Below are 13,213 nucleotides of genomic sequence, written 5' to 3' on the forward strand. Positions count from 1 at the left end.
CCTGAGGTGAGTCACGAGCCCAGTCGGTAGCCACCAAACAAACATGGGGAGAAGTCCACATGTTTTGCTTATGGGTTGAAGACTTAGGCCGATAGGTAAAACAGGGGGCAAGGAGTGCCCGATTTGCTGGCCATGGATCGGCCTTGTCTTCAATTTCCCGAGGAATCCTGTGTTCAATTCGGTGACCTATGTGGCACTTAATAGCGCGCTTGACGGGCTGGCTCTGCGCCAGCGTGCCATTGCAAACAACGTGGCCAACGTCAACACACCCAACTTCCATGCGACCCGCGTCAGCTTTGAAGAACAACTGAGCAAGCAGGTCGCGCGCGGTAACGGGGCAGTGAAAGCCACGAGCGCTTCGTCGCTCGAGCCAACGCGGCTCGACGGAAACAACGTCAATCTTGAGTCCGAGACCCTCCTCAACATTGACACGGGCCTGCGCTACCAGGTTGCTCTGCGGGCAGTCGACTCCACGTACTCGTCCCTTCGCATTGCCATGAGGTCGAACTGATGACCTTTGACGCAATAGGGATCGCCTCAACGGGAATGACCGTCCACCGCAAATGGCTAGACGCGATCTCGGACAACATCGCCAACGTCAACACCGTGACGAGCGCCGATGAGGACGCTTTTGCAGCTAAGTACGTGATGGCCCAAGCCATGGGAACTGGAACCGAAAACAAGGGCGTGCAGGTAAGCGGAATCGTCGAAGGCAACGCGGAGGGCCGGATCGTGTACGAGCCGGACCATCCACTTGCAAACGCAGACGGGTACGTGAAGTACCCGGATATCGACATGTCCTCCCAAATGACTCAACTCATCATGGCCCAGCGCGGGTATCAAGCGAACGCCGCAGTCATTGAACGAGCACGCGCCTCGTATGAGCAAGCCATCACGATTGGACAAAACTAATGCCTCCTTTTGATGTCCAAGCAGTGGGTGGGCTTGCCCACGCTGGAGCGGTTTCCGGCACGCCGTGGATGACCGCCGCACAAAACGGGACGTCGGTTGCCCCGTCGGGATATGCCTCGGAGGTCTCTGTGGCGGGCGGAGGCAAACTCGGCTCAGCCTCTGCCTTCTCCGACAAGCTGGTCTCAGCAGTGAGCAACCTGCAGGAACTCCAGGACAAGTCCGCGGACCTAGCGCTGCGCGCAGTGACCGGCGATCTAGACGATATTCACGACTACACGGTTGCCGCAACGGAAGCAAAGGTCACCCTTGAACTGACCGCAGCAGTTCGCAACAAGGCAGTTGACGCATTCACCGAGATCATGAGGATGCAGTCGTAATGCCGCAGCAGATCACATCGGCTTTTGCCAAGCTTCTTGCGATGGTGCGTGCATTTACAGTCGCCCAAAGGACCATCGCGCTCATCGGGCTCGCGCTCCTTGTCGTAGCGATAGTGGCCGTTGCAAGTTGGATTTCCACGCCGCAAATGCGTGCACTGTACTCCGATCTCGCCCCAGCGGACGCCTCTGCGATCGTTGAGCAGCTCGGCGCGAATGGGGTTCCGTATGAACTCACTAACGGTGGAGCCACAGTCCTTGTTCCTGCGGATCAGGTATACGAGCAGCGTCTAAAGATTGCTGCGTCAGGGCTGACTCCCACCGAGGAATCTGGGTACTCCCTGCTTGACGGCATGGGTCTTACCGCTTCGTCCTTCCAACAGACTGTCACCTACAAGCGTGCGCTTGAGGGTGAACTGGCCTCAACGCTGAGTGCGATGGCTGGCGTGGAGACCGCGACTGTCCAGTTGGCTCTACCCGAGGAGTCAGTGTTTGTGTCACAGACCCCTGATCCCAGCGCGTCAGTGTTCGTGAAGGCGAAGGGTGGATCGACCTTCTCCGACGACCAGGTCCAGGCAATGGTCCAGTTTGTTTCTTCCTCGGTGCCGGGGATGGATCCGCAGGGTGTTTCCGTGGTTGACGCATCTGGCGCAGTGCTCAGCGCGGAGGGCGGGATAAAGAATGCCTCCTCGAACAAGCAGACCGCCGAATACGAAGGCCGGGTGCAGAGCAACATTCAGGCAATGCTTGACCGTATTGTGGGCCCGGGTAATGCGGTCGTGTCCGTGACAGCCGATCTCGACTTTGATGCAACCGAACGCACCAGCGAGAAGTTCGAGTCCGATAAGGATGCTCTTCCGCTGACCGAACGCACCACCTCTGAGGAGTACACCGGAACAGGTTCGAACGCGACCGGTGTGCTCGGGCCTGACAACATTGCAGTCCCTAACGGCGACAGCAACGGTCGCTATACCAACACTGCGGTGGAGAAGGCCAACTCGGTGGACAAGATCACCGAACACACAAAGACCGCGCCGGGTACGGTTCGGCGGCAGTCGGTCTCCGTTGCCGTCAGTGCTGCGGCCGCTCAGTCTCTCAACATGCAGGACGTTGAAGACATGGTGGCTAGTGCCGCCGGAATTGACGCGAAGCGAGGTGACACGGTTCTGGTCACGAGACTCGCATTTGATGACACGGCGGCCCTTGCCGCCCAGGAGGCGCTTGCCCAGGCTGATGCTCAAGCACAGGTCGCAGCCAAAAACGAGATGTACCGAAACATTGCGATTGCGGTTCTCATTCTTGTGGCGTTCATCGTATTCGCTGTGCGCAGGAAGCGGCGCCGAGCGGCCGAGCAGACGGTGGACGGCGAACTCATCAACGAGATCGGAGCGCCCGGAACGTTTGACACGGAACCCTTTGATGCAGTGACGCTGCTCAATGAGATTGAAATGCCGGAGATTCCAGAACTACCCACGAGCGCGGACCTTGTAGAGCAAGCCGCCGAACGCAAGCGCCAGGATGTTGTGGTCCTTGCGGACCAAGATCCCGCGCAAGTCGCCAACCACCTGCGCGAACTCATGGAGGTCGGGCGCTGATGACCGTGGACACAATACAACTCACGGGCACCCAAAAAGCAGCACTCGTTTTGATGCAGCTCGGTCGCGAGCGCGCAGCCCGAGTGCTCAGCGAGTTGAACGACAGCGAGATTGAGGAAATCACCGCTGAGATCGTCCGGATGGAGCGCGTCGACCGAAACGTCGCGCACCTCGCCATGGATGAGTTTCATGCACTCGCAACCGGTATATCGAGCCACATTCCTGCGGGTGGGCGGGGCTTTGCCCAGCAGCTCCTTGAGAGTTCCTTCGGCTCCGACCGCGCCGATGAGGTGCTGGACAAGCTTGCGACTTCCCTTGCGGGACAGCCGTTCGAGTTTCTTCAGCAGGCGGATGCCCGGCAGGTTCTGGCTCTGCTGTCGGGGGAACATCCTCAAACCATGGCGCTCGTACTCGCACACCTGCGACCCGAGCACGCCTCTGCGATTCTGGCAGGACTTTCGCCGGAGCAGCAGGGCGAGGTCGCACACCGCATTGCTCTCATGGAGCGGGCCGCTCCAGACGTGGTCACGGTTGTGGCGGAGGCCCTCAACCGCAAGGCAACCGCTGTTCTGACTCCGCGGGAAACCTCGGCCGTTGGTGGCGTGGCACCCCTCGTCGAGATCATCAACCGGGCAGATCCAAGCACGGAGAAGCTCATCCTGGCGGGTCTGGGAGAGTTGGATCCCGAACTCGCGGACGAGGTTCGCTCGCGCATGTTCGTGTTTGCGGACATCGTGCTGCTTGAAGATCGTGCCCTTCAATTGGTGCTTCGTGGGGTGGAAACGAACGCTCTGGCACTTGCATTGAAGGGGTCGGGCGAGGCGGAGAAGAACGCTGTCATGCGCAACCTCTCCGAGCGCGCTCGGGAGAACCTAGCGGAAGAGATCGACCTGCTCGGCGCAGTGCGCATGTCCCAGGTGGAAGAGGCGCGGTCGGGGATCGTCCAGGTCATCCGCCGGCTTGAAGAGTCTGGCCAGATCACTGTGCGGCGTGAGGGCGAAGACGAGTATGTCTCGTAGTTCTGTGGTGGCGCAGCCTTTCGCCGCGTCGAAGTTCGAGACCATCGCGCCCGAGGGGCGAGAGCGAGAGTTTGAGCGGGCGCGGGTGCTTGGGTACAGCGAAGGCTTCGCCGCTGGGGCCGCGAAGGCTGCTGAGCAGGCACGCCTCGACCGAGAACGGTTTGCTCAGCAGTCAGCTGAACTCAACGCGTCCGCGCGCCAGAACGCCGCCCAAGCGTTGGCGGCCCTCGCACAAGCGACGACCGCAGTGCGGGGGCTTAGCCAGGAGTCATTGAGCACGCTGAACACCATGCTTCTTGAGCATGCGGTGGAGTTAGCGGCGCAACTCGTTTCGTGTTCACTGCCGGAGCCAAGTCTTGAGCTGCCTGATGTGAGCTGGGGTGCGTTGGGCGCACTTCGTCGAGCACTTGCCCAGGCGCCCAGTTCACCAGTAGTGCGGGTGTTGATGAACCCGTCAGACGCGCACGAAATCGAAGGTCACCTGGAGCACTGTGCGCATGTGGTGGGCAAGCCACCACTGGTGCCAGGTGCGCAGTCACTTAGCGGTGACGGCGCCCAGGCGGCTCACTGCGGTTTTATTGTTGTTCCAGACCCAACAGTGGCTCGCGGCTCCGCCAGCGCGCACTACCCCGATGGTTACGTTGAAGCCTCGATCGACTCCGCTTTCGCTCGTGCGCGCGCGGCCCTAGCGGGTGGTGCTTGATGAGCGCTCGGTGGGATGCGGTGCTCGAGGCGAGCGCGCCTATTCGCGTGGGTTCGGTGCTACGCGCTGTGGGTTTGAGTGTCGATGTTGTGGGCCTCGAATGCGCTGTGGGTGATGTACTTCGGATCGCTCACGCCACGTCCGCACGTACCGCTTCAGTTCCAGCAGACAGTGCGGTCGCAACTGATCCAACGGATCACACTCTCGTGGAGGTCGTGGCCGTTGATCAGGGAGTAGCGCGCTGCATGCCGCTGACCGGTACCGCTGGGCTTTCCCAGGGGGACGCCGTGATTCACACGGGAGGTCCGCTGCTTGTTCCGAGCGGTCCGGGTTTGCTGGGTCGGGTGCTGGATGGCCTTGGCCGCCCGATTGATGGCAAGGGTCCGCTCACCCGGGTCACCTACGTGCCCCTCACGAATGAGGTCCCTCACCCGCTGACGCGGGCTCGGATTTCCCGGCCCTTGGCCACATCCGTGCGCGTGCTCGACACACTGATAACTCTCGGCCGAGGTCAACGCATGGGACTGTTCGCGGGTTCCGGCGTGGGCAAGTCCACGCTCCTGTCCATGATTGCGCGTGGCACCGATGCGGCCGTGTCAGTGGTTGCGCTGGTGGGCGAACGTGGTCGTGAGGTGCGGGAGTTCATTGACGACGATCTTGGTCCCGAAGGGCTGGCTCGTTCAGTTGTCGTGGTGGCCACGTCTGACCAGCCGGCACTCGTGCGAGTTCGGTCGGCGTTTGTGGCCACCGCCATTGCGAGTCAGTTCCGAAGCTCCGGGACTGACTCTGTGCTGATGATGGACTCGCTCACGCGAGTGGCCATGGCTCAGCGTGAGATCGGGCTGTCAGTCGGGGAGCCACCGGCAACCCGTGGCTACCCGCCATCGACGTTCGCGATCCTCGCTCAGCTTCTAGAGCAGGCGGGGAACGGCGAACACGGATCTGTGACCGGTATCTACACGGTGTTGGTGGACGGCGACGACCATAATGAGCCCGTTGCGGATGCAGCGCGTTCCATCCTGGACGGGCACGTAGTGCTCGACCGGTCGCTCGCGGTGAAAGGGCATTTCCCCGCCGTAGACGCCCTGGCGTCGATCTCGCGCGTGGCGTCCAAGGTCTTGGGTGATGACTATCGGCACGCCGCTCTGCAACTGCGCCGGTTCATGGCGGCGCGTGCCGAAGTTCAAGACCTTCTTGATGTGGGGGCCTACGTGCAGGGTGTCAATCCTGAGGCTGATGCCGCGATCGCCCTGCACAGCGAGATCAGTGCATTCCTGCGGCAATCCGTCACGCAGGTCACTGGCTTTGATGAAGCATGGGGTACCGCGCGGCAGATCGTGGCGTCGTTGGAAAACCATACACACAAGGACAACGTCGATTCAGGGGGAATCAGTGTCTAAGTCATATCCGTTGGCCAGGCTTCTAAGGCTCAAAAGGATCCGGGAGGATCAAGCCGCAGCTGACCTAGCGCTTGCCACTCGTCGCGCTCAGCAGGCTGAAGCAAAGGCTACAAAGGCGGAGGCCGAGTTCCTTGGTACGTCACTCTCAGGGGCCCATACGCAGGGGGTGTGGGCGTCTCTCGTAGCCTCACGCATGGCCGGAGGATCTGTTTTGAGCGACGCTCTCTCCGTGGCTCAGGTAGCGCAGAACGATCGCGAAGTCAGCGTGGCGCACCTTGAAAACGCTCACCGGGAAGTCGCTGTCTTGGAAAAGCTTGAGGAAGACTTCACTGCTCGCGCCGCGGCGCTCAAGGAGAAGGAAGAGGCTGCCGATCTCGACGAGGTTGCGGCACGCACGCACGCAACAAAGGAGTTGAATAATGAGCTTTGATGGTGCGATCGCACGGATCTCCGCAATTGAGTCGAGCCTGCACACCGTGCTTACGGGGGCGTCCTTGCACACGACCCAGGGTGGATTGTCTCCGCAGTCAGCGACGCCCCAAGGCACTGCCGCACTAGCGAACCAACTTCTGGGCACACTCGGTGCTGCAAGTACAGGACCCGGCTCCCAGAACAGGACGACGGGTACGTCCTTTGACGCCTTAGTCAGCTCCCTGAATCAGATGGGGAACCTCCGCGCGGACGGGACACAGGAACTGGGGATGCTGAACGGAGGTTCTCGCGACAACCTGGGGCAGAAAATCGTGGACGAAGCACGAACCTGGATTGGTACGCCCTACTCATGGGGCGGCAACACTCGCTCAGGGGTGGACTGTTCAGGGCTGGTCAAGAACGTGCTGGCAAAGTTCGGGATTGAGATGCCCCGAGTGGCTCGGGACCAGATGCGTCAGGGCACTCCTGTGGCGAGCCTCAAGGATGCAGTACCCGGAGACCTCGTGGTGTTCAAGAACGGCAAGCACATCGGAATCTACGCCGGTGACGGAAAGATGATCGATGCTCCTAAGCCGGGAGATTCCGTTCGACTCCGTGACGTGTACGAGACCCCGACAGCAATCCGCAGAGTGATTCCCGCAGAGCAGTCGGCGCAGCGTGAACTATCGGCTGGGCCAGCCAGCTCTGGGACAACTGACCTCCAGCGCGCAGCGTTTAGCCTACTTACTTCTGGCTCGCTGAGCGGACTCGTGGCATGACCGCGGTCCAGGGCCTGATTGGCCACTACGCGCCTCGTCCCAGCACGCCGCAGCAGGCCGCCTCAAGCAGCGGCTTTGATGAAGTGCTTGGGGGAGAGCTCACACACCACACGGACATCGCTTCGGGTGATGCCTCTGATTCCTTGGACGTATCCGGAACCGAGAGTTCACCGAAGGATGCTCCACGGGAACATGAGCACACGGGCGAGTCATTAGAGCCCGGAGAGCGAGTGGAGGGGGACATGGGTGATTCTTCCCTGTTACCCGTAAGTCCACTCCACCGTGTCCGTGAAGAGACAAGTCTGGCGGACAGTGTCCTTGTTACCGGACTGGCCGATACGACACCTACCGAGAAAACTTCGACAGCGCAGGTACCTGACAGGGGAACCGCGCAGGGCCCCACCTTGCTATCCGCACAGTCCACAACTCTCAACGAGTCCGAGTCCACCGCAGTACCGGTGGCTGGATGCGCCGGCGAAGCCGTCGGCTACCCGAACGAGATCCAACGGGCAGTGGACGCGAACCCCGCCCATACAGGGTCCCAAGGATTAGGATTCAACTCCTATCTGTTGGGCACTCTGTGGCAAGCAGTCGCCCAGCCAGAAGGGGAGTTACCTCGAGCGGCTGCACTCAGCCCTGCATCGGATCTCGGAGCCGGTCAGCCTGTGGCCAACCTCGATGCACTCCCTGCCGCGAGCACAACACTCGCGCAGGGCGCCGCTACACTCACCGCAGTTGGTCCGGCTTCCGGCGATCAGACGACCACGGTCCCAGCAGCAGCTACAGTGCTCGCCACGGAAGGGACCGTCACTACGTCACAGGGGCCCACCCAAAGTGAGACGGCTCTGGTGGCGGCACAATCGTCGAAAATCATTGGACCGAGTGGGGCGGCCACTGAAGTGGCCAGCCCGTGCGTGGCGCAGGTACTGGCCACACATGGTGAATCGTTTACTGCGCAGTTACGCGGCCCACTCCTGACGCTACGCTCCGCCAGTGCGGGCGAGCACACGCTGACAGTCAGTGTCACACCCGAGAACTTAGGTCCAGTCAATATCAAGGCGCACGTATCGGCGAGTGGATTGCGCATCGAACTAGTGGGCGCCACCGATCTTGTGCGGGACGCCCTTCGAGCGATCCTGCCCGAACTCAAGCGGGATGTCGCGGGGGCTGGCTTACCCACTCAACTCACTGTCTCGCACTCGAGTTCCAGTGGTCAGGGCACCAGCAACGGTTCGACTGAGTTTGCGCAGAACAGCCAAGACCAGCCGCAGGGGAAAGAAGCCCCGAATGGCCAGAGAAGCCGGTACTCCCACACCGAGGGACCGCACCACGTGCCCGAGCACACAGCTACAAAGAACCACACGCCGAGCCCCGACCGGCACGTCGACTACCTTGCCTAGGAGAACCTCATGAGCATCGACCCCGCCGCTCTCGGCGTGTATACCGCAAACGACGCAACTGCCCACGCCGGGCGCGCGCCCAAGAACCAGATGGACTCGGAGATGTTCCTGAATCTCCTCGTCGCGCAACTGAAGTACCAAGACCCCACCGCGCCAATGGACACGAGCGAAATGATGGCTCAAACCACTGGACTCGCCACCATGGAGCAACTCACCTCGCTGTCCACGGTGGTGCAGGAGAGTTTTGCTCTGACCATGCGTGACACCGCGGCAGCTCTGCTCGGACGCACCGTGACTTACGTCAATGCCGACGGGCAGACGATCACCGGAAAGGTTAGCTCGGTCAAGTACGAAGGCGCCGTTCCCACTGTCGAAGTCGACGGTGAGTCGATTCCCCTCGACGCTGTGGCCTCGGTAACTGACCAAACCCTTGGATCCGATTCGGGCATGGAGTCCGGTGGAACTCCTGATCAACTTCCTGCAGGTGGGGCTAACGGGGCCGACGCGGATCCCGCTGCCTAATCGCCCACACACATCTAGCAGCCACCACATCGTATCCAGACATCGTGTAGGCCACACGCTCGCTGGCCCAGAACCAAGCAACTAGGGAGAACACAATGCTTCGAACACTCTTTTCCGGAATCTCCGGCATGCGCGCGCACCAGACAATGCTGGACGTGACGGGCAACAACATCGCAAACGTCAACACCTCGGGGTTCAAAGCTTCACAAACCCAGTTCACTGACACCCTTAGCCAGATGCTCACGCAGACTGGTGCGCCGGCCACAGGACGCGGTGGAACCAACCCAGCCCAGGTTGGACTGGGTGTCCAAGTCTCCGCAATCACCACGAACTTCTCTACCGGAGCGCGTCAAACGACCGGACGGGCCACAGACATGATGATCAACGGCGATGGGTTCTTCGTGGTGGAAAACGGTGGTCAGCAGTACTACACCCGCGCCGGTGCGTTCGACTTCGACGCGAACGGAAACCTCGTCTCGGCTGACGGTAGCTACGTCATGGGCTGGGGCGCCCAGAACGGAGTGGTCAACACCAACGGAGTGCTGGCGCCGCTCCAGCTCCCCACGACCACGCTCTCCGGCGCCCGCGCCACCACGTCCATGTCCTTCGACGGGAACCTACCTGCCGATGCGGAAGCTGGGACCGTCCTCGACCGTGATGTCGAGGTTTACGACACGCTGGGGAATGCCCGCGTAGTCACTCTCACGTTCACTAAGTCGACCGACGCAGGCAGCACGGGCCAGAACTGGACTGTCAGCGCGCAGGACCCAAACTTGGCCAACCCGGCAACTACCACACTGACGTTCGACACGAACGGTGCCCTGACGACTCCAGGGGCGCTCAACGTCAACGGAATCGACATCAATCTTGGGCAGATCAGCGGCTTCGCTGAAATCAACTCACTTGCAATCGCACAGAAGAACGGACAGCAGGCGGGCACCCTCCAGTCCTTCGCCATCTCGAACGACGGCACGATCATGGGCGCTTTTTCCAACGGCGTCAAGGAACAGATTGGCCGAATCGCAACCGCGAACTTTGACAACCCTTCAGGCCTAGAGAAGGTGGGCGGCTCGCTGTTCAACGCTTCGGTGAACTCCGGCGAAGCGCAGATTGGCGTTGCTGGTGATGGCGGCCGAGGAACTCTCGTGGGTGGAGCGCTCGAGATGTCCAACGTGGACCTGTCTCAAGAGTTCACCAACCTGATTGTGGCGCAGCGTGGGTTTCAAGCGAACTCCCGCATCATCACTACCTCGGACGAGGTGCTCCAGGAACTGGTGAACCTCAAGCGCTAGTACCTGCACCTAGGGGCGTGGTGGGAATCAAATGGTCCCGCCTCGCCCCGTGTTGCGCCACTACCAGCAGGAACCTTATCCCTGCGGCAAAGTGGCCGATAGGACAGATAAGTGGCCCACGGATGGGCCGCCAATAGTAGCCAAGGATGGAACATGATCGTAGTGAGCAAGCTCAGTCGCGAGAGGTTTGCGGTAAACCCCGACCTCATTCAACGCATTGATAGCGCACCCGACACCATACTCACGCTCGTGGACGGCACGAAGTACATCGTCTCCGAGACAATGCATGAGGTCATCGAACTTATTGATGACCACCGGGCTTCCATCATTGCCCGAGCCCAGCAGGCAGTCACCGAAGCCAAGAATACAGGCTCGACTCATCTGGCTCTGATTCAGGACGACTCGGGAGAAGACTGAGGTGGATCTCGCTACCATCATTGGGTTCGTGGTGGCTGTTGGCGCAATCGTCATGGCCATCTTCCTTGAGGGCTCGACTCCCATGTCGGTGCTCCTTCCGGCCCCCATGGTCCTTGTGTTCGTGGCAACTTTCGGTGTCACGCTTGCAGGAGGTACCGTTCGGGACTGTCTCAACGCGTTCCGCGCCGTCCCAAGGGCATTCGCCAACAAGCCTAAGAGCGCTGATGATTCCGTGGACGTCTTGGTTTCCCTTGCTGAACAAGCACGACGGGACGGTCTGCTCGCGCTCGAGGAAGCCAGCCGCACGATCGACAACGAGTTCCTTCGCGACGGCTTGCGTGCAGCGATCGATGGCACCGATCCCGACGACCTGCGTGAGATGCTCGAAGACAAGATCGCCACCAAGCGGATTGACGACAGGGTCGCCTACAAGTTCTTCGAGGACATGGGTGGCTACGCGCCCACGATCGGTATCGTCGGAACGGTGGTCTCGCTGGTCCACGTGCTCGAAAACCTGGCGGACCCCTCCGAGCTTGGACACATGATTGCCGCCGCATTCGTGGCGACCCTGTGGGGCATCGCCTCCGCCAACGTTATGTGGTTCCCGATCGCCAACCGACTCAAGCGCCTGTCCAACCTCGAGTGCGAGGAAATGGAGATCGTGCTGGAGGGCCTCATGGCAGTCCAGTCCGGAGCGAACCCTCGCTCGGTTGGGGAACGTCTCCGGAGCCTCATCCCACGTACCTCCCGTTCGAGTGTTGGGCGCGCGATGAAGGATGCGGCATGAGTGCGTCGTCCAAACGAAGGAGGAGGGCCCCCGCTCCGGAGGAGCACTCAGACAGTGAGCGCTGGCTGGTCAGTTACGCGGACATGCTCACCGTGCTCGTGGGACTGTTCATCGTCCTGTACGCAATGTCCCAGGTGGACCAAGACAAGTTTGAGAAACTTGCGGCCTCACTCGCGGAAGGGTTTGGTGGACCGTCGCAAGCCGTCTTGCACACCGGATCATCCATCATGGATTCGAACAGCCCGATCGCACCATTGGTCCGCCCGGAAGATACCTCCTCACTGGTTACAGCACTACGCAACAATGAAGCGGGTGCAGGTGAAACGTCGACAATCTCCACCGAACCCACCCGGCAGGACTTGGAAGCGGCACGCGGAGAGTACGAGAATCTCCAAGAGGTAGCAGACACGATCGAAACGCGGCTCACCAAGAAGGGCCTTGCAGGGTCCGTGACGTACCGGATCAACGAGCGGGGGCTCGTTCTCGGCTTGGTCTCGGATGAACTCTTCTTTGTCGCTGACACCGCCGAGCTCACCGCGATGTCACGCAAGGTCATCGACGCGACGGCACCGGTGCTCACCAAACTACCCAACAGGGTGGCGGTTGAAGGTCACGCCAACACCCTCCCATCGAGCGCGTATGCAAGCAACTGGGAACTGTCCGCTGACCGTGCCGTTCAAGTTCTACGGCGGTACGTGGGTCCTGGCGACTTCCCTGCGGAGCGCATCTCGGCCACCGGTTTTGGCGACACCCAACCATTGGCATCTAACGAGACCGTAGAAGGGCTCGCCGCGAACAGGCGGGTCGACGTTGTGGTGCTATCCGACCAGCCAGAACGTATCCGCGAACTCATCGCCCAGATCGCGGTCGACGCAGACTAGAGCCATTGGCCGCGAGCCACGGCTCCGCAGATAGAAGCCAGAGCCGAACCTGCCCATCGGGGTCTCCCACGGGACTCATCCGCGGGACCACTCCACGGGCCACCCAGACGTACATTAAGGAGTTAGGCACATGCCGATCGAACAGCGAGTAGTTTCCCAGGGTCGGCCCACCGGCATTACAAACAAGGGCCGCGAGCAAGCGGCAAAGCAGCCAGAAGTGCCGGAAGCCACGGACAAACAGTCGAACAAACTTCTCAAGGCGCTGATCGTGCTGCTCGTGTTGATGCTGTTGGGTGGAGCGGGCACAACCCTATACCTGATCAAGTCAAGGGATCCCGGCCCACAGCCGAAACCGGAAAAGGTGGCGGGAGAGATCCACGCAGTCGAGTCCATCAACGTGAACCTGAGCGACAGCCATTACCTGCGTCTCGGGTTTGCCGTCCAGCTCAGCACGGACGCTGAGCCCATCGACAACGCGCGCGTACTCGACGTCGCGATCGGACTGTACTCGGGACAACCGTTCGACAAAGTACTCGACCCTGACCACCGCGAAACGCTACGAGCTGAGCTGACCCAAGAGCTCAACGAACTCTTCGACGGTGAGGTTATGGACGTGTACTTCACCGACTATGTGGCGCAGTAACGACAGTGCCTTCACACTGCCGACGGAGCGTTTCTGATCGGTACACGAGGCGGCCTGAGCAGGGAGTCCAGCCCCGAC

16 protein-coding genes are annotated in these 13,213 nt (G+C 60.8%); all 16 read left to right on the forward strand.

The window, feature by feature from the left end; genetic code table 11:
• Nucleotides 1-169 precede the first annotated feature (169 nt).
• Nucleotides 170-511, forward strand: coding sequence for a flagellar basal body rod protein FlgB (gene flgB, locus HGSM_RS08795; RefSeq protein WP_019148386.1), 342 nt, complete (start codon nucleotides 170-172; stop codon nucleotides 509-511).
• On the forward strand, nucleotides 511-912 hold the full coding sequence (gene flgC / locus HGSM_RS08800; RefSeq protein WP_019148387.1) for a flagellar basal body rod protein FlgC: 402 nt from the start codon (nucleotides 511-513) through the stop codon (nucleotides 910-912). Before flgB ends, flgC begins: the two co-directional genes overlap by 1 nt.
• A complete protein-coding gene (gene fliE, locus HGSM_RS08805) occupies nucleotides 912-1,289 on the forward strand; it encodes a flagellar hook-basal body complex protein FliE (protein WP_019148388.1) in 378 nt (125 codons plus the stop codon). Before flgC ends, fliE begins: the two co-directional genes overlap by 1 nt.
• A complete protein-coding gene (gene fliF, locus HGSM_RS08810; RefSeq protein ID WP_019148389.1) occupies nucleotides 1,289-2,881 on the forward strand; it encodes a flagellar basal-body MS-ring/collar protein FliF in 1,593 nt (530 codons plus the stop codon). The genes fliE and fliF overlap by 1 nt, the downstream gene beginning before the upstream one ends.
• The gene (gene fliG, locus HGSM_RS08815; protein ID WP_019148390.1) at nucleotides 2,881-3,900 is read left to right on the forward strand and encodes a flagellar motor switch protein FliG; all 1,020 of its coding nucleotides are present in this window, start codon (nucleotides 2,881-2,883) and stop codon (nucleotides 3,898-3,900) included. Before fliF ends, fliG begins: the two co-directional genes overlap by 1 nt.
• On the forward strand, nucleotides 3,890-4,603 hold the full coding sequence (locus HGSM_RS08820) for a FliH/SctL family protein (protein ID WP_154646294.1): 714 nt from the start codon (nucleotides 3,890-3,892) through the stop codon (nucleotides 4,601-4,603). The genes fliG and HGSM_RS08820 overlap by 11 nt, the downstream gene beginning before the upstream one ends.
• A complete protein-coding gene (locus tag HGSM_RS08825) occupies nucleotides 4,603-6,003 on the forward strand; it encodes a FliI/YscN family ATPase (protein WP_019148392.1) in 1,401 nt (466 codons plus the stop codon). The genes HGSM_RS08820 and HGSM_RS08825 overlap by 1 nt, the downstream gene beginning before the upstream one ends.
• The gene (locus tag HGSM_RS14400) at nucleotides 5,996-6,433 is read left to right on the forward strand and encodes a hypothetical protein (RefSeq protein WP_019148393.1); all 438 of its coding nucleotides are present in this window, start codon (nucleotides 5,996-5,998) and stop codon (nucleotides 6,431-6,433) included. The genes HGSM_RS08825 and HGSM_RS14400 overlap by 8 nt, the downstream gene beginning before the upstream one ends.
• Complete coding sequence (locus HGSM_RS08835; RefSeq protein ID WP_019148394.1) at nucleotides 6,423-7,193, forward strand: C40 family peptidase; 771 nt, start codon at nucleotides 6,423-6,425, stop codon at nucleotides 7,191-7,193. Before HGSM_RS14400 ends, HGSM_RS08835 begins: the two co-directional genes overlap by 11 nt.
• The gene (locus tag HGSM_RS08840; RefSeq protein WP_019148395.1) at nucleotides 7,190-8,593 is read left to right on the forward strand and encodes a flagellar hook-length control protein FliK; all 1,404 of its coding nucleotides are present in this window, start codon (nucleotides 7,190-7,192) and stop codon (nucleotides 8,591-8,593) included. Before HGSM_RS08835 ends, HGSM_RS08840 begins: the two co-directional genes overlap by 4 nt.
• A 9-nt stretch (nucleotides 8,594-8,602) precedes the next feature.
• Nucleotides 8,603-9,115, forward strand: a complete 513-nt coding sequence (locus HGSM_RS08845) for a flagellar hook capping FlgD N-terminal domain-containing protein (RefSeq protein ID WP_019148396.1) — start codon at nucleotides 8,603-8,605, stop codon at nucleotides 9,113-9,115.
• 95 nt (nucleotides 9,116-9,210) lie between these two features.
• Complete coding sequence (locus tag HGSM_RS08850) at nucleotides 9,211-10,407, forward strand: flagellar hook protein FlgE (RefSeq protein WP_019148397.1); 1,197 nt, start codon at nucleotides 9,211-9,213, stop codon at nucleotides 10,405-10,407.
• Nucleotides 10,408-10,560: 153 nt separating this feature from the next.
• A complete protein-coding gene (locus HGSM_RS08855) occupies nucleotides 10,561-10,824 on the forward strand; it encodes a flagellar FlbD family protein (protein ID WP_019148398.1) in 264 nt (87 codons plus the stop codon).
• A 1-nt stretch (nucleotide 10,825) separates the two neighbouring features.
• A complete protein-coding gene (locus HGSM_RS08860) occupies nucleotides 10,826-11,611 on the forward strand; it encodes a motility protein A (RefSeq protein WP_019148399.1) in 786 nt (261 codons plus the stop codon).
• A complete protein-coding gene (locus HGSM_RS08865) occupies nucleotides 11,608-12,492 on the forward strand; it encodes an OmpA/MotB family protein (RefSeq protein WP_019148400.1) in 885 nt (294 codons plus the stop codon). The genes HGSM_RS08860 and HGSM_RS08865 overlap by 4 nt, the downstream gene beginning before the upstream one ends.
• A gap of 130 nt (nucleotides 12,493-12,622) precedes the next feature.
• Entirely contained in the window at nucleotides 12,623-13,135 is a 513-nt protein-coding gene (locus HGSM_RS08870; RefSeq protein ID WP_019148401.1) for a flagellar basal body-associated FliL family protein, read from the forward strand.
• Nucleotides 13,136-13,213: the final 78 nt, after the last annotated feature.

Origin of the sequence: Timonella senegalensis JC301, from assembly GCF_000312125.1 — a bacterium.
Classification (GTDB): Bacteria; Actinomycetota; Actinomycetes; order Actinomycetales; family Cellulomonadaceae; genus Timonella; species Timonella senegalensis.

Excerpts from the sequence above, each read along its gene's own strand:
- fliG (WP_019148390.1), top strand. The coding sequence starts at position 2,881 with ATGACCGTGGACACAATACAACTCACGGGCACCCAAAAAGCAGCACTC.
- HGSM_RS08840 (WP_019148395.1), top strand. The coding sequence starts at position 7,190 with ATGACCGCGGTCCAGGGCCTGATTGGCCACTACGCGCCTCGTCCCAGC.
- HGSM_RS08825 (WP_019148392.1), top strand. The coding sequence starts at position 4,603 with ATGAGCGCTCGGTGGGATGCGGTGCTCGAGGCGAGCGCGCCTATTCGC.
- HGSM_RS08845 (WP_019148396.1), top strand. The coding sequence starts at position 8,603 with ATGAGCATCGACCCCGCCGCTCTCGGCGTGTATACCGCAAACGACGCA.
- HGSM_RS08855 (WP_019148398.1), top strand. The coding sequence starts at position 10,561 with ATGATCGTAGTGAGCAAGCTCAGTCGCGAGAGGTTTGCGGTAAACCCC.
- flgC (WP_019148387.1), top strand. The coding sequence starts at position 511 with ATGACCTTTGACGCAATAGGGATCGCCTCAACGGGAATGACCGTCCAC.
- HGSM_RS08835 (WP_019148394.1), top strand. The coding sequence starts at position 6,423 with ATGAGCTTTGATGGTGCGATCGCACGGATCTCCGCAATTGAGTCGAGC.
- HGSM_RS08820 (WP_154646294.1), top strand. The coding sequence starts at position 3,890 with ATGTCTCGTAGTTCTGTGGTGGCGCAGCCTTTCGCCGCGTCGAAGTTC.
- HGSM_RS08870 (WP_019148401.1), top strand. The coding sequence starts at position 12,623 with ATGCCGATCGAACAGCGAGTAGTTTCCCAGGGTCGGCCCACCGGCATT.
- fliE (WP_019148388.1), top strand. The coding sequence starts at position 912 with ATGCCTCCTTTTGATGTCCAAGCAGTGGGTGGGCTTGCCCACGCTGGA.
- fliF (WP_019148389.1), top strand. The coding sequence starts at position 1,289 with ATGCCGCAGCAGATCACATCGGCTTTTGCCAAGCTTCTTGCGATGGTG.
- HGSM_RS08850 (WP_019148397.1), top strand. The coding sequence starts at position 9,211 with ATGCTTCGAACACTCTTTTCCGGAATCTCCGGCATGCGCGCGCACCAG.
- HGSM_RS08865 (WP_019148400.1), top strand. The coding sequence starts at position 11,608 with ATGAGTGCGTCGTCCAAACGAAGGAGGAGGGCCCCCGCTCCGGAGGAG.